Here is a 15,877-nt window from a genome sequence, read left to right as displayed (position 1 = left end):
GAGCGATCGCTCAATTTCCTCCTCTCTCATCGCATCAGCTACTGCTCTAGCACTGCCTCAACAAATGCCCACTTATCTGCAACTTCTTCAATAATTTTTGCAGTCGGTTTTCCCGCTCCATGTCCTGCTTTCGTCTCAATCCGAATCAGCACAGGTTGCGTTCCCTGATGCGCCGCTTGCAGTGCCGCAGCAAACTTAAAGCTATGGGCTGGCACAACGCGATCGTCATGATCTGCTGTAGTAATCAAAGTTGCTGGATAGCTCGTTCCTGCTTTGAGTTGATGCAGCGGTGAATAAGCATACAGTGCCTTGAATTCTTCTGGATCATCAGGAGAACCATAATCGCTTGTCCATGCCCACCCGATCGTAAATTTCGGAAACCGCAGCATATCTAATACACCAACCGCAGGAAGTGCCGCACCAAATAAGTCCGGACGTTGCGTCATACAAGCGCCGACCAGTAAACCGCCATTACTTCCGCCAGAAATTGCGAGCTTACTAGCAGACGTGTAGGCATGCTCGATTAACCATTCTGCTGCTGCAATAAAATCGTCAAACACATTCTGCTTATTGAGTTTTGTTCCTGCTTGATGCCAAGCTTCACCATACTCACCGCCTCCGCGCAGATTCGGGATTGCATAGACCCCTCCGCGCTCCATCCAAACGAGATTCGCGATCGAGAAACTCGGCGTCAGTGAAACATTAAAGCCACCATAGCCATACAGACAGGTGAGATTGTTTCCATTCAGTTCTAAGCCTTTTTTATGGGCAATGAACATCGGAACCTGAGTTCCATCTTTACTCTGATAAAAAACTTGTTGAACTTCGTAGTCGTGAGGATCGAACTCAACTTGCGGTTGTCGGAATAGAGTACTTTCTCCTGTCTCTAAGTTGTAGCGATAAATCGTTGTGGGTGTTGTAAAACTCGTAAAGCTATAGAACGTCTCAGTATGACTTCGCTTTCCACCAAATCCTCCCACTGAACCAATCCCAGGCAATTCGACGACTCGAATCAACTCACCCTGAAGATTCAGGATTTTAATTTGGCTACAAGCATCTTTGAGAGATGACACAACGAATTGATGACCAAAAAGGCTGACATTATCAAGCGTTTCCGAAGTTTCTGCAATCACTTCTTGCCATTGGTCACGCTGAGCATTTTCTAAGTCGATCGCAATCACTCGCCCGCGTGGTGCATCAAGATTAGTTTGAAACCAGCACAGACTTCCTTCAGAGTTGATCAAGTGATAGCTAGCTTCTAGCTGATCGATCAAAGCAACTACCGGAGCATAGGGAACAGTCAAATCTTTGTAATAGATCAAATTCTTCGGCTCTGATCCGAAGCGGACTGTGATGATCAAGTAATTCCCGTCCTCGGTCACCTCGCCATCTATCAACGCTTCTTTCTGCTCAGGAAGCTCAAACACTAGAACATCCTCAGCTTGGTCTGTTCCGAGTTGATGGTAGTAGAGTTTATGAAAATAGTTGATGTCTTCAAACTGTGTCGTTTCGCTCGGTTCAGGATAGCGAGAGTAGAAGAATCCTTGATGATCATGTGTCCAAGCAACCCCGGAAAATTTCGCCCACTTGACTCGATCGCTTTGATCTTCTCCCGTCTCCACATCGCGTACATACCATTCTTTCCAATCAGATCCCGAAGTAGAAAGAGCATAAGCCATCCATTGACCGTCATCACTAATCGCAAGACCAGACAGCGCGATCGTGCCATCGTCTGAAAGTTGATTTGGATCAAATAAGACTCGCGGCTGATCTTCTAGCGAATTCAACGTATAAAGTACACTTTGATTTTGTAAGCCGTCATTTTTGAAATAAAAATAGCGATCGCCAGCTTGAAACGGCGTGCCATATTTCTCATAGTCCCAAAGCTGAGTCAACCGTTGTCGAATCGATTCGCGCTGCGGAAGCTGTTCGAGATAGCGAAACGTCAATTGATTTTGAGCCTCAATCCAGGTACGACTCTGCTCAGAATCAGGGTCTTCTAACCAGCGATACGGATCTGTAACTTCGAGTCCGTGATAGATGTCTTTTTGCTCAACGGTGGGAGTGATGGGATAGGAAAGCATAAGCAAGGATAGTGGGGGAGTGAGGGAGTGAGGAGTGGGGGAATAGGGAGCAATCTGAGCTTGGGTTCTCTCCATTTCTCCACTCCGGAAAATCAATGCAGTTAACTAAGAGAATGTTTGGAACGTATCGTTCATCGCATTCACCCGCCCGTGATTGAAAATCCGGGCTAGTTGAACGAAGTCCACTAAAGGGACTAAAAACCAATTAGAATCAGGTCTTCAGTCCTTTTCAAAGGACTTCGCACCGTTAGCCCGGAATTCTATTCCAGGGCGAGATAGAACGGGGCGAGGAAACTGTTGATACGGTTCAAACGCTCTCTAACTAACTAGTCTACCTATCTAGACTTTAAGAAATCCCGAACAACTGCTTTGATATCTTCTTTCTTTCCATCCACACGGAAGTTCAATTCCTGCATGGTTTTATCAGAAATCAAGCCTCCAAGCTGATCCAAAACGTCTTTGAGTTCTGGGTGTTTCTGCAAGGTTTCTTGTCTGACAACTGCGGCAGCCTCATAGGGTGGGAAATAGCGTTTATCGTCTTGCAACACCGTCAGATCCAGAGTCGAAAGCAGCCCGTCAGTTGTATTGCCAGCCACGATATCCACTTGTTTATCGTTGAGCGATCGATACAAGAGTCCCAAATCCATCACTTTTGGCGGCTGAGTAAATTTGAGATTGTAATGTTTCGCAAGTCCCGGAAATCCATCTTCACGATTGAGAAATTCAGGACCAAATCCCGCTCGCCATTTTGGAGTTTGAGGCGCAGCTTGGGACAATGTTTGTAGCTTCAATCTGCGAGCATCTTCGCCTCGAATCACCATCGCAAAAGAATTATTAAAGCCAAACGGCTTTGACCAGAGCAGCTTAAAATCGCGCTTAAATCGACTCTCGACTGTTTCACGTGTCTTTTTGGGATCGCTGTTTGCTCCAAGCTTCAAAATCGCGTTATAAGCCGTTCCCGTGTACTCAGGATAGATATCAATTTCACCTTTCTGAATTGCCGTCAAACAGATAAACGTTCCACCTAAATTCAATCGACGATCGACTTTCAAATTTGTTTTCCGCTCAATCTGCTGCGCCAGCAGTTCACCTAAAATATTCTGCTCTGTAAAGTTTTTCGAGCCAATAACAATGCGATCTCCCCCGGGCTGACAAGCCACGATCAAACCCGTTAAACAAACGGCGAGGAGTGCAAATGTAAAAAGTTTTTTCAGCTTCATTTTTTAACCGTCAATCGTCGTTCAACCCAACCTAAAATCCAATCTGCACCTAACGCCATTATTGCAGCCGGAATCGCGCCTGCAAGAATCAGTTGATTATCTACAATCGCGACTCCTCGAAAAATAAATTCTCCTAATCCTCCTGCCCCAATTGCCGATGCGATCGTTGCCAATCCAATCCCAATCACAGTTGCCAGCCGAATACCCGACAAAATCACACTCATCGCCAATGGAATTTCAACTTGTAACAGCAATTGACGATCGCTCATTCCCATGGCTCGTCCTGCTTCTCGAACAGCGGGATCGACCGAGTTAATCCCAACAAAAGTATTACGAATAATCGGCAGCAGCGAATACAGCACCAACGCCACGATTGCAGTTTTCTCTCCAATTCCCCCAATGATCGGAATCGGCAACAGAATGCCAAACAGCGCCAGACTCGGAATCGTCTGCATCACATTGGCAAACCCCAAAATCGGTTTCGCAAGTCTCGAATATCGCGTGATCAAAATTCCTAGCGGAATTCCGATAAGGATTGCGATCGCCATTGCCACTGCCACTAAAAATAAATGCTCTCCACTTCGCTGTAAAATCTCCTCGCCATACCGTGTCCAGAATTCCATCTCAATTCCTCTCAGTCTCTCGCGCTCAAAAATGCTCTGGCTTCTGGATGCTGAGATCGCTCAAATTCAGCCGGAGTCGCAATTTCTATCAACCGACCAGCTTGCATCAATCCAATCCGAGTTCCCAACTTAAACGCCTCACGGATATCATGCGTGACAAAGACGATCGTTTTCCCTAACTGCTGTTGCAACCGCTGAAACTCTCGCTGAAGTTCGACGCGCGTAATCGGATCAAGTGCCCCAAACGGCTCATCCATCAGTAACAGCGGCGGATCTGCCGCCAAAGCTCTCGCGACTCCAACCCGTTGTCTTTGTCCACCCGATAATTGATGCGGATAGCGATCGCTAATACTTTTTTCCAATCCGACGAGTTCTAACAAGTCCATCACTCTCGATCGAATCCGCTCCGGCTGCCAATTTTCCAGGACAGGCACAACTCCAATATTCTGTGCCACGCTCAAGTGCGGAAAGAGTCCAACTTCTTGAATCACATATCCAATTCGCCGCCGCAAGTGGATCGGGTTCCAAGATTGAGTCGATCGACCTTCGACTCGAACTTCTCCTTGCGTAGGGGTCAGAAGATGATTGATCAATCTCAGGGTCGTTGTCTTTCCGCAACCACTTCGACCCAGTAAAACAATTGTTTCACCAGAAAAAATTGTAAAGCTGAGATCTGCAATCAGCAATCTCTGATTTAGTTGATAGGAAACTTGGCAGAACTCAACAACACTCATTTAAGATTCGGTTAACTTGCGTTTTTCATTGAAATTCAGTCTAGATCACCCAGCCGGGTGAAGCCTATCAAGGAATATCCTTCTAACCTAGATTAGTCTATTCCAGCGATTGGAGTGCTACATCCTTGTTCAAGGATCACATGGCAAAACTCAACCTATCTCAGGTTGGTCACTCATTGTTCGCGATTGCGATCATCGCGATCGTGTACTACTGGAGTGCACGTTTTGCCTTGAGCATCACCCTCCTCAATCACTGTGCTCTGGCATCTGTGCTCTATCCCCCGATTGGAATTTCACTGGCAGCTATTTTACTGATAGAACATCCTGTTTGGCTCGGTGTCTTTTCTGGTGCAGTCATGTCTGGGCGATCGCTCGATCAAGTCAATTGGCTGACAACATTCCTAGCAGCAACGGGCAACACGCTAGAAGTTATCGTTGCGAGCCAATTGTTGAAACAAGTGGAATTTAGTAGATTACTTCGTCGTGTACGAGACGTGTTGGCATTAATTGGATGTGGAGCCGTTCTTGCCCCCACGCTGAATGCAACCATCACAACTCTGACTTCGGCTGCGATCTCCCAACCGACGGAGCTTATGAATCATTGGTTTGCAAGTTGGCTTGACAGTTCAGTTTCGATTTTGGTTTTCACACCCGCGATCGTGGTGTGGGGAAATCAAGAACTTCGTGTACCGCACTCTTTTCGCAACAGCTTGAAAAAGTTGCAGCCCGTTCTCGTGGGTCAACGGACGATCGAGTTTTACATCTGGTTAGGATTGATGGGAGTGTGGAATGGGCTAATGTTGACCACTTCAACCGGAACAGCCCCAATTGTGCAGGGAGCAGCACTGCCTTTACTGAAGTATTCACCATTTCTGTTTGTAGTTTGGGCAGCACTGCGGTTTGGACAGCAGAGAACGATGTTGTGCTTGCTGATTGCATCCTTGAGTTCGATTTGGGGACTGACCCAGATCCAGCAGGGAAATTTTCAATCTTCACTGTTTCAGATCCAGATTGCGATCGCAATCATGGCGATCATCACCCTGGTTTTAGTTGCAACGATCGCGGAGCGCAAAACAGTCGAAGCTCAACTAAGGCGCAGAATTGAACAAGATCAGTTTTTAGCTGAAAGCACATTGAGAATTCGGCAATCTTTAGATGTCAAGCAGGTTTTGAATACGACCGTCGCAGAAGTTCGAGCATATCTGAACGCCGATCGTGCTCATATTGCTGTGTTTGATGAACAAGGGTTTACCGATGTTGTTGCCGAATCAGTTGCACCCGGATGGAACCCGATGCTAGGAACGCGATCGCCTCGACCAATCTTGGCGGATATTGCCGTTTTATTTGAGCAGCAATCTGTGCGAGTCAACCCAAATTCAGACATGACTCAGAACGAGTTTCTGAAGCTTTATTATGCGATGTATCAGGTCAAAGCAAGCATTGGAATCGCAATTTGGCAAGAAGGACAGTTGTATGGTGTGTTAAATGTGCATCAGTGCGTTGCACCGAGGAATTGGCAGGATTTTGAAATTGAATTGCTGACTCGGTTAGCGACTCAGGTAGAGTTGGCGATTCAGCAGGGACGTCTGTATGAAAAGGTGCAGGGATTTGCCAGCGGATTAGAATCTCAGGTACAGGAGCGGACTGCACAATTGCAGCAGAAAATGGTTGAATTAGAGACTTTAAATCAGGTGAAGGACACGCTGGTTCATGCGGTAAGTCATGATTTGAGAACGCCTGTGTTAGGAATGTTGATGGTTCTGAAACGGTTGCAAACGAAAGCAGAGGAAACCATTTCACTCTCGAAATCCGTGCTCGATCGCATGGTCGAAAGTGGCGATCGCCAATTAAGTTTGATTAGTTCCTTACTAGAAAATTATTCGCAGGAACCACACAAGTTGAGTTTGAATTATCAACGTGTGTCGATCGTGGAATTAGTCGATCAAACGTTACACAGATTAGAGCCATTGCTCCATCAAAATCAAATTCGCTTAGAGAAGCAGATTGCGCCTGATGTGCCACAGTTCCTAGCTGACTCAATCCAGTTACAACGCGTGTTAGAACATCTGATTACCAATGCTATGAACCACAATCTTCCAGGCATCAATTTAGCAATTCAGGTAGAGAAGGCTGAGAATGAGATGAAATGTACGATTTCGGACAATGGAATCGGAATTCCACCCGATCAGTGCAATTTGCTGTTCGATAAGCCTTTCCTAAGAGGATCGCAAAATCATCATCGCACTGGGTTGGGATTAGGATTATTTCTTTGTAAGCAGGTGATTACAGCACATCAGGGTCAGATCGGTGTGAATTGCGGAGGGAAGGGCGCCAATTTTTGGTTTACTTTACCTTTGCAGTGAGAACTTACGATCATTTCGATGTGAAGCGAGAACATTCCTCAGTCCGATGGGGATTGCAGTGCTTGAAGAATTGAGCATGTCATTGGGTCATCCGAGAGTGCATCGGTGAAATTGTTTTCAATGACTTTTGGAGGAGAGATCGTGCAGTAGACGCGATCCGCCTAATTTCTACAAACCCGCCGGAAATCGTAGGGAGCGACTTCCCTAGAAGCACAATCACTCTCTACGGGTTTCTCGTTCTGAAGTTGTTGGAGCAGCGGTCAATCGAGTTAGGGTGAGGCAGTGGCGTGTCTTGGTGGGTTCATCTTTAGGAAAGGAATCTATACTGGACTTAGTTTTCGGAAAGGATACAACTTAATGCAAACACCAACTTATGAGGAAGTGCTGAATCTAGCTCAACGCTTGAATCTAGATGAGCAAGTTCAGTTGTGGAAGGTTTTAAGCCAAGTCATTTATCCGGCTACAACTACTGAAGAAAGTGATGAAGTGATTTCTTCTGCTGAGATTGCAGAGAGTGAGGCAGCGTTTCAGGATTATTTAGATGGGCGCGATCGAGGTCTTAGTTCTAAGGAGTTAAAGCAGCAATTGTTGGGAGAGAATCTTGGCTGATTGGGATTACATTCTGCTCAAACCTGCTCAGCGCTATCTAAAACGAATGCCGATCGAGGATCAACTGCGGGTGATTGAGGCACTTGATCAATTGATCCAGGATTCGATCGGGTTGGATATCAAACCGCTTAAAGGTCGCCCTGAGTCAAGGTTACGGATTGGAAAATATCGGATTTTGTTCCGGGAAGATTCAGAAAATCAGATTTATGTCGTGACAACGATTCGACCGCGTGGGGATGTGTATAAGTAGCGATCGTGTGAAGTGGATGAGAAAAAGCGATCGAGCTTGCTAGAAAGGCGAGCGTTCTCTATGATTTCTCGTTCTGGAGTTGTTGAAGGAGCGATCGTGTAATCGGATGATCCGAGAGTTCTGAAGTGCGTTGCTCTTCAATAACTTGCCGTATGAATGAAAGAAAATTGCATATGATTCTCTGTGTATCAACATGGGTCTCCCCAAGCTCTAATAGCAAGATTTGCAGTGCTTTAACAAAGAGTTGCTCTGCTTGGTCGTACTGTCCTCGGGAATGATATACGAGCGCTAAATTGTAAACAGTAACAGCTACTCTCTCATATTCTCTCCCTTCATATTTTTCATCAATCATGAGAGACTGTTTGTAAACATACTCAGCGACATCATCGTATCCTTGCAAGTAATAAACCCAGCCTAAATTGTTTAAGGTTTGTGCGATGGCAGAATGATCATTACCTAGCTGATTTCGCTTAATGTTAAGTGCCATCGTCAATAAATTAACTGCTTCTGGATAGCGCTCTTGTTCCAGATAAAGGTTAGCCAGATTGTGAAGTCGATCTGTAACTTGTGGACTATTATGACCGAATATGTCGCGCTCAATTTCGAGAGCTTGACGATAGAACTGCTCTGACTGAGCATAGCGTTTTAAAAAACGATAAGATGATCCTAAATTGGCAAGAGTACGCGCAATCCGAAGATGATTACTAGGTAGTTTTTTCTGAAGAATCTTGAGCGAAAAAAGATGAAGGCGGGTTGCTCGAAAATAGCGCTGTTCAGCTTCATAAACTAAAGCTAAATTATTAAGAATAGTAGCTATGTCAGGGTGCTCTTTACCCATACTTTTATGGGTAATTCTAAGACATTTGAGGAATAACTGCTTTGACTCTCGGTAACGTCCTTGTGAATAGTAGACGTTTGCGAGGTTGTTAAAAACTACTTGTACTCTGGGGTGTTCACTGCCTAGTTTCTCTTGCATAAGTTCAAGCGCTTGTTGAAAGACTACTTCCGCTTCGCTATAGCGTCCTTGGGATATGTATATATTTCCTAGACAATCGAGGTTCGATGCTAGAGAAAAGTAATTCTTATCAGATTGCCGCTTCAAAATTTCGTTTGCTCTCATTGCAAGAGGTTCTGCATCGGTATATTGTCCTTTCAATTCATAAAGGACTGCCATATTATTTAGAATTGTTGCTATATCGGGATTAGCATCGCCTAAACGTTCTCCTACAAGAGCCTGACACTTCTGATACCATCGTTCAGCTTCTGCAAAATCTGATTGTTCCTGGTAAAACAAAGCAATACTGGTAAAAGCTGCACTTAAATGCTCATTGGCGAGCCAAGGATGAAGGAACGTTGCCACTTCTTTAAGATGGTGAATTATAGGAGTAAATCGTGTAATGTCTTCCAGTGTTAGCGATTGCGGAAACTGCTGTGAAATCATAACTACCGTTGCACAGAAGGCGTACTTGATTGACTCATCTTTTTCCATCTGAGATCGCTTCACAGCAAAAAACTCCCGCAACAATTGATGCAGTTGATAATTCCTGCCCCCTTTAAAGCTGAGTAAACTCGAATTGACTAACTGATCATCACGTAGATCCTCTAATTCTTCCTCATCCAGTCCTGATACACACGATTGCACTACCAACCACGGGATGTCAGCAAGCGCAAACAGGCTCAAAAATGCTGCAATCAATTGGGCAGTCTCATCCAATTCCTGCCAACTCAACTCGAATGCTGCCGTTACACCCAACGATGCTGTCATTCCTAGTTCAGCTTCAAGCAATGCTTTCGCTGCTAGCTTCTGCTCCTGCAACCGTTCCCAAAGTTTCGAGATCGACGTTCCAGGTTTGCGCCTGAGATATCGCCCAATTAGTTCCAAGCCCAACGGCAAGTAGCCCAACCATTCACAAATCTGCTTTGCCGTCTCCAACTCCTGCTCAATTCGTCCATCGGATACTAACCGCCGCAATAAGTCCAGCGATGCCGTCTCACTCAACACCTGAATCTCATAATTTCTCACCGATCCATCTAGATATTTGCGCGTTGTCAGCAGTACCCGAAACTGATCGCGATGTTTCGGTAAGAACAGTTGGATATCGGCATAAGCTTGCACATCATCGAACACAATCAAGGTTGCTGCTTTCTGCCAATTTGTCCAGCACCATTCCACCTGTGCCACTAACTCGCGATCGTCCGGCGGAATCATTCCCAGTTTCTCCCGCGCAAACTGGACAATCTGCAATCCAATATCCTCTCGCGCCTTCAGCCAACACACCCCGCCCGGATAATCCTGTAATTTCAGATGTTTCAGCGCATATTGCAGTGCCAATTCGGTCTTGCCAATCCCGCCCATTCCCTTGATTGACGAAATCGCAGTCAGTTCTCTCGATCGCACCTGCAAATGCAACTCCTCAAGCGCCTGCTCTCGCCCTACAAATAGCTGATTCGCAAGCGGCAAATTCGCTGGAATGCCTAACTGAGGAAATTCTGACGATCGAGATGGCTTCGTTCTCTCATCCGAAACCGCCCGCAACAATAATTCTTGTGCCTCTGCTTTTGCGACTCCGACCAAATCCACATAAACGAGTGCTCGTAACAATCCCGTCAATTCACAAGCTTCTACCCGCACCGGAATCAACGTGCGATTCTTCCCTTTTGGATCTTGTACAAATGCGGCTGCCCACTCTGGTTGAGCAAATTCGGATTTTAGATAATTCGGAGATAAAACCGCGATCGTTCTTCTCGTATTGTCGATCGCGTCATGCATATCTAGCACAAAGTTTCCACCTGGGCGAAAATCCCAGGCATGAATCACGACGGTATATCCCGATTCTTCCAAGATCCAAGCAATCCACTCAGCCCAAGCTTTGTCATGCCGATTGTAGCTGACAAAAAAATCCTTCTTTGTGTCCGTACTCATCGAGGCAACTCAGAGACAACACTGTTTCTTTTCTACCGCAGAAGAAACTCGGAGTCCGCGAATTGTCACAGCTCCTTTAGAAACGATTTATTTTGCTGCTTGAATCTTCTGGATCTGCTGAGTGAAATAATCAACTCGATAATTAATTTGTTTTGCAACTTCTAACCCTTGCTGAAATGCCTTTGCAGCCTCCGCTGGCGCATTTCGTTGCAGTTGAATCTGACCAATCTGATCTAGCGCATCCATTACTCCATACGTGTCATACGCCTGCTGCTGCACGCCCGCTAAATAGTTGTAAACCTGAAGTGCTGCCTCTAATCGATTGTTCGATCGATAAAGCACCCCTAATTTTTTCAACGCATCACTCGCATATGCCAACTGTCCCAAAGGCTGTGCAAGCTCAAATGCATCCTGATATACCCTTTCTGCCGCATCTAATTGCTGGCTCGCAACAAAATTATCTCCCTGTCTGATCTTCAAAGCCGGAACGAACAAAGCTTGCTGCGGATTCTTTTGATAAATCTCAATCAACTGCTGCTGATACGTCACCGCTTGAGCCGATTGCTTAGCTTGTTCGTGAATGTAAGCAAGCTGAGCTAAATTTGTCACAATGTTAGGAGCATCATTGCGCGATCGCGCCAATTGCAAAAGCTCCTCATACGTCGCGATCGCAGGCGGATAATCAAACCAGCTTAAATGCAATTGTCCGATCGTATTGAGTAAGCTCACTTCTGCCACGGAGTCTTTGCGCGTTCGGGCTTCACTCAACATTTGCTGATAGACCTCCAGCGCCAGTCCTGGCGATCGCACTTGTTGATAAGCAATACCCAACGCAGGGAAAATCTGAGCGCGATCGGGCAGACTGACCTGCTGCTGATTTTGCAGCGGTCTTTGAACTTGGGTTTGAATCGCGGACAGACGATTGGTAATCACTCGGACTTGGGGATTTAGATTTTGTCGCCAAGCGATGTCTCCTACTCGACCCAAAGCCTGCACTTCTTCTAAAAATCCCAGCGCCCGTCTGAGTCTTAATTCTCGGTTCCAAATTTCAAACGATCCTAGAACATCTCCAGCCCGTAGTTTTGCGATCGCTTGTGTATTTAATTCATCTAATGCTTTGCGTAACGTTTGACGTTCTGGCTCTGACAAAGGGCGATTTAGCCCTCCAGGCAACAGCGGATCAGGAGCCGTCAACTCCAGCGGATTCGGCGGAAATTTATCCGGTTGTTTGGGCGGTTCAGCCGCATTCACACTTAAGGTCAATGAAACAACTCCGGCAATTGCTATTCCACTGAAGCCCCACCAGTCAAATCTTGTCATAAATTTATCTCTAGAAGCGATCACCCTATCTACTTAATAGAATTCCAGACTCTGGAAAAGTTTCAGCCAAAAATTTGCGATTTGCTGGAATTAAACGAAAATTCATAATTTCCGCGCACTGAAGATTTTACAGTTAGGCTTAAGATTTGTACTGGACTAGATGCGAAAATCGATCGCGCTATTTCTTGATGAATTTATCCATTTGGTTTGGGTGAGGAATCTGTGAGAGTTTTGGTTGTTGGCAATGGTGGGCGAGAACATGCCCTAGCTTGGAAGTTCTTGCAGTCCCCGCAAGTGCAACAGGTGGTCTGTGTTCCGGGAAATGGCGGGACGGCTTCTCTGAAGAATTGCCGAAATTTAGCGCTTTCTGTAGATGACTTTGAAGGTATTGCCCGATATGCCTTAGTCAACAACATTGGAATGATCGTTGTCGGGCCAGAATTACCGCTATCGCTTGGCATTACAGATTATCTCAAAGCGCAGGAATTAACCGTCTTTGGACCAACCCGAGAGGGGGCACAAATCGAGTCGAGTAAAGCCTGGGCAAAAGACTTGATGAAAGCCGCAGGCATTCCCACTGCGCGGGCAGAAGTTTTCACAGACGCAGAATCTGCGATCGCCTATATCCGCTCTCAAGGAGCGCCGATCGTGATCAAAGCCGATGGCTTAGCTGCCGGAAAAGGCGTCACCGTTGCCATGACGCTCGAACAAGCTGAAACTGCGGTCACTGCTTGTTTCTCCGGACAATTTGGCGCAGCAGGTAGCCAAGTCGTGATCGAAGAATATCTGCAAGGTGAAGAAGTTTCGATTCTGGCAGTCACCGATGGTCTAACGATTCGTCCCTTATTGCCCGCTCAAGACCATAAGCGAATTGGCGAGAACGATACTGGCGAGAATACAGGCGGCATGGGGGCTTACGCTCCAGCCCCGATCGTCACTCCAGACTTAAAACAGCGCATTCAAACAGAAATCCTGGAGCCAGCCATTCAAGCGTTGCGCGATCGCAATATCGATTATCGAGGCATCCTCTACGCTGGATTGATCATCACACCCGAAGGCGATCCGAAAGTGATCGAATTTAACTGTCGATTTGGCGACCCCGAAACTCAAGTCGTTCTGCCTTTACTAGAAACGCCGCTGGAAAAACTGCTCTATGCCTGTGCCAAGCAGAAATTAGCAAACTTTCCAGAGATCGAATGGAAATCAGGAGCAGCAACTTGCGTAGTGATTGCTTCAGAAGGATATCCCGGCAATTATCCGAAAGGCTTGCCGATCAACGGAATTACAGCCGCAGAAGAGACGGGTGCAGCCGTCTTCCATGCCGGAACCCAAATGAAGAATCAACAAATCGTCACAGATGGAGGTCGCGTGTTTGGTGTAACGGCGATCGCAGACACCTTTGACCAGTCGATCGAGCAGGCGTATCGAGCCGTCGATCAAATTCAATTCGAGGGGATGTACTTCCGCCGAGACATCGCGCACCGAGTCCGAGGAAAAAGTATGTGAAGCGGTAGTCCTTCAAAATCCCCGTGAGCAGTTTGACAGTGGGGAGTAGGGAGTCACCTAGACTTACTCCCTACTTCCCCACTCCCTACTCTTTTTGGGACTTACAACTCCACCAGAATTCGCTATCGTTTTATACCGCGTTCCACTTCCGAAATTTCGCGGCACTGCATCACTTAGGCAAAAGTTTCAGATTCCCTAAACACAGTAAGATTAAAAGACAGTAAGGCGTGAAACAAACTATTAAGTTTCAACCTTCGTTCTTCATTCTTTAGAATCTGCCCGTGTCCTCCTTTATCACACCGATTCGAGACGTTTTACGACGCTGGTGGTCAGGATTTAGCCTCCAGACAAAACTGATGGCGGCGGCAACTTTAGTCGTTTCGATCGTCATGAGCGGTCTCACATTTTGGGCAGTCAATACGATCCAGCTCGATGCCCGAATGAATGACACTCGCTTCGGCAGTGATTTAGGCTTGTTATTAGCCGCCAACGTTGCGCCATTAGTGAATGAAGAAAATCGCACCGAACTGGCTCAATTCTCGCATCGGTTTTATGGCAGCACTTCTAGCATTCGCTACATGCTCTATGCCGATGCCGATGGCAATATTTTCTTCGGCATTCCTTTCTCGGATTCCGAGGTTCAAAATTCCCTAACCATTCAGCGCAAAATTCAACTGCCTGAAGACTTTAATGAACGCACCAATCGTCCCATGGTGCGTCAGCACATTACGCCGGATGGTGAAGTCACCGATGTGTTTGTGCCCTTGGTTTTTGAGAACAAATACTTAGGCGTTTTAGCGATCGGAACCAATCCCAATCCAACCGTTGTCACCTCATCGCATTTAACGCGAGACGTCACGATCGCGGTTTTCGTCTCAATCTGGGTGATGGTCATTCTTGGTGCAGTCTTCAACGCGCTGCAAATTACCAAACCGATTCGGGAACTCGTGATCGGCGTGAGAAACATCGCTAAAGGAAATTTCAAACAACGAGTCGAACTGCCTGTGGGCGCAGGCGTGGAACTGAGCGAACTGATTGCCAGCTTTAATGACATGGCAGAACGCTTAGAACGCTATGAAGAACAGAACATTGAGGAATTGACCGCCGAGAAAGCCAAGCTTGAGACTTTGATTTCGACGATCGCAGATGGAGCCGTTCTGCTCGATGCCAACATGCGGATTGTTCTTGCCAACCCCACCGCACGGAGAATCTTTGGCTGGGAGAACAAAGCGATCGAAAGCGAAAACGCCATGTATTTCTTCCCGGTTGCCGTTCAAGTCGAACTGACGCGCCCGCTCTTTCAAATGGCGCGTGGCGAATTGCGAGAAGAAGCAGAATTTCGGATTACCGCGATCGAGCCGAATAACCGGACGCTGAGAATTCTTTTAAATGCCGTCGTCGATCCAGTCCGAGACAACGTGAAAGGAATTGCGGTGACGGTGCAAGACATTACCCGCGAAGTTGAACTGAATGAAGCAAAAAGTCAATTTATCAGCAATGTCTCGCACGAACTGAGAACGCCATTATTCAACATCAAGTCGTTTATTGAAACGCTCTACGAATACGGCGACGAACTCAGCGAAACTCAGAAGCTCGAATTTTTGGAAACCGCAAATCGAGAAACCGATCGCTTAACTCGCCTGGTTAACGATGTTTTAGATCTGTCTCGCCTCGAATCCTGCAAGATTTATCAATTTGAAGCGATCGACTTAGTACAACCGATCGAACAAATTCTCAGAACTTACCAACTCAACGCCAAAGACAAAGGCATTGAACTGATTAAAGATATTGAACCAGATCTGCCGCCTGTGTTTGGGCATTACGATCTGTTGCTGCAAGTCTTTGCGAATCTCGTGGGCAACGCTTTGAAATTCACCGAGGCGGGTGGAAAAGTCGCCCTGCGCGCCTACTCTTTAAGATCATCTGAAGATCAAGTCCAGCAGTTCGTGAGAGTTGAAATCGGTGACACTGGCATTGGAATTGATGGCGCAGATCAAGAAGCAATCTTCGATCGCTTCTTCCGCGTCGAAAACCGAGTCCATACCTTAGAAGGAACAGGCTTAGGACTGTCGATCGTCAAAAATATTATTGAGCGTCATCGGAGCCATGTCCGTCTCGTCAGCGAAGTCGGCTGTGGCACAACCTTCTGGTTTGATTTAGTGGTGTTTCAGGAGAATCCTGAGTTTGAAGAAATGTCAGTCACTCTGGACAGTCCAGCACTCCTTCAATCAAAACCAGGATAGAT

Annotated in this window: 11 protein-coding genes; 5 read left to right on the top strand and 6 right to left on the bottom strand. The window is 46.4% G+C overall.

All coding sequences use genetic code 11. From position 1 onward, the window contains the following. Nucleotides 1-38 precede the first annotated feature (38 nt). The 4 genes from OU814_RS26805 to OU814_RS26790 all read right to left on the bottom strand — a co-directional run bounded on the left by OU814_RS26805 (nt 39) and on the right by OU814_RS26790 (nt 4,661). The gene (locus OU814_RS26805; protein WP_268242668.1) at nt 39-2,084 is read right to left on the bottom strand and encodes a prolyl oligopeptidase family serine peptidase; all 2,046 of its coding nucleotides are present in this window, start codon (nt 2,082-2,084) and stop codon (nt 39-41) included. 335 nt (nt 2,085-2,419) lie between these two features. After that, nucleotides 2,420-3,304, bottom strand: a complete 885-nt coding sequence (locus OU814_RS26800; protein WP_017288944.1) for a glycine betaine ABC transporter substrate-binding protein — start codon at nt 3,302-3,304, stop codon at nt 2,420-2,422. Beyond that, nucleotides 3,301-3,927: an ABC transporter permease gene (locus OU814_RS26795; RefSeq protein ID WP_268242667.1), complete on the bottom strand. Its 627-nt coding sequence runs from the start codon at nt 3,925-3,927 to the stop codon at nt 3,301-3,303. Before OU814_RS26795 ends, OU814_RS26800 begins: the two co-directional genes overlap by 4 nt. An 11-nt stretch (nt 3,928-3,938) precedes the next feature. Continuing rightward, nucleotides 3,939-4,661, bottom strand: coding sequence for an ATP-binding cassette domain-containing protein (locus OU814_RS26790; RefSeq protein WP_268242666.1), 723 nt, complete (start codon nt 4,659-4,661; stop codon nt 3,939-3,941). Between the two features lie 140 nt (nt 4,662-4,801). Between OU814_RS26790 and OU814_RS26785 the strand changes: the two genes are divergently transcribed. The 3 genes from OU814_RS26785 (at nt 4,802) to OU814_RS26775 (ending at nt 7,883) form a co-directional block, all read left to right on the top strand. Beyond that, the gene (locus OU814_RS26785) at nt 4,802-7,024 is read left to right on the top strand and encodes a sensor histidine kinase (RefSeq protein ID WP_268242665.1); all 2,223 of its coding nucleotides are present in this window, start codon (nt 4,802-4,804) and stop codon (nt 7,022-7,024) included. A gap of 357 nt (nt 7,025-7,381) precedes the next feature. After that, the gene (locus OU814_RS26780) at nt 7,382-7,633 is read left to right on the top strand and encodes a hypothetical protein (protein WP_190647082.1); all 252 of its coding nucleotides are present in this window, start codon (nt 7,382-7,384) and stop codon (nt 7,631-7,633) included. Further along, entirely contained in the window at nt 7,626-7,883 is a 258-nt protein-coding gene (locus OU814_RS26775; RefSeq protein WP_190647077.1) for a type II toxin-antitoxin system RelE family toxin, read from the top strand. The genes OU814_RS26780 and OU814_RS26775 overlap by 8 nt, the downstream gene beginning before the upstream one ends. 58 nt (nt 7,884-7,941) lie before the next feature. Here OU814_RS26775 and OU814_RS26770 read toward each other — a convergent pair whose 3' ends face one another. Continuing rightward, nucleotides 7,942-10,806 carry a tetratricopeptide repeat protein gene (locus OU814_RS26770; protein WP_268242664.1) on the bottom strand — a complete coding sequence of 955 codons (2,865 nt, stop codon included), beginning with the start codon at nt 10,804-10,806 and terminating at the stop codon, nt 7,942-7,944. An 87-nt stretch (nt 10,807-10,893) separates the two neighbouring features. Continuing rightward, nucleotides 10,894-12,126: a tetratricopeptide repeat protein gene (locus OU814_RS26765; RefSeq protein WP_190647079.1), complete on the bottom strand. Its 1,233-nt coding sequence runs from the start codon at nt 12,124-12,126 to the stop codon at nt 10,894-10,896. Nucleotides 12,127-12,348: 222 nt separating this feature from the next. Between OU814_RS26765 and purD the strand changes: the two genes are divergently transcribed. After that, nucleotides 12,349-13,632, top strand: coding sequence for a phosphoribosylamine--glycine ligase (gene purD / locus OU814_RS26760; RefSeq protein ID WP_017288952.1), 1,284 nt, complete (start codon nt 12,349-12,351; stop codon nt 13,630-13,632). 281 nt (nt 13,633-13,913) lie between these two features. Continuing rightward, on the top strand, nt 13,914-15,875 hold the full coding sequence (gene nblS / locus OU814_RS26755) for a two-component system sensor histidine kinase NblS (RefSeq protein WP_036044704.1): 1,962 nt from the start codon (nt 13,914-13,916) through the stop codon (nt 15,873-15,875). Nucleotides 15,876-15,877: the final 2 nt, after the last annotated feature.

Source organism: Leptolyngbya sp. GGD (genome assembly GCF_026735145.1).
Classification (GTDB): domain Bacteria; phylum Cyanobacteriota; class Cyanobacteriia; order Leptolyngbyales; family Leptolyngbyaceae; genus Leptolyngbya; species Leptolyngbya boryana.
This window is presented reverse-complemented; position numbering and strand designations above follow the sequence as displayed.

Bases quoted from the DNA above. Each gene is read 5' to 3' on its own strand.
- OU814_RS26765 (WP_190647079.1), bottom strand. From the start codon at position 12,126: ATGACAAGATTTGACTGGTGGGGCTTCAGTGGAATAGCAATTGCCGGA.
- OU814_RS26785 (WP_268242665.1), top strand. From the start codon at position 4,802: ATGGCAAAACTCAACCTATCTCAGGTTGGTCACTCATTGTTCGCGATT.
- OU814_RS26800 (WP_017288944.1), bottom strand. From the start codon at position 3,304: ATGAAGCTGAAAAAACTTTTTACATTTGCACTCCTCGCCGTTTGTTTA.
- OU814_RS26790 (WP_268242666.1), bottom strand. From the start codon at position 4,661: ATGAGTGTTGTTGAGTTCTGCCAAGTTTCCTATCAACTAAATCAGAGA.
- OU814_RS26805 (WP_268242668.1), bottom strand. From the start codon at position 2,084: ATGCTTTCCTATCCCATCACTCCCACCGTTGAGCAAAAAGACATCTAT.
- OU814_RS26770 (WP_268242664.1), bottom strand. From the start codon at position 10,806: ATGAGTACGGACACAAAGAAGGATTTTTTTGTCAGCTACAATCGGCAT.
- OU814_RS26795 (WP_268242667.1), bottom strand. From the start codon at position 3,927: ATGGAATTCTGGACACGGTATGGCGAGGAGATTTTACAGCGAAGTGGA.
- OU814_RS26780 (WP_190647082.1), top strand. From the start codon at position 7,382: ATGCAAACACCAACTTATGAGGAAGTGCTGAATCTAGCTCAACGCTTG.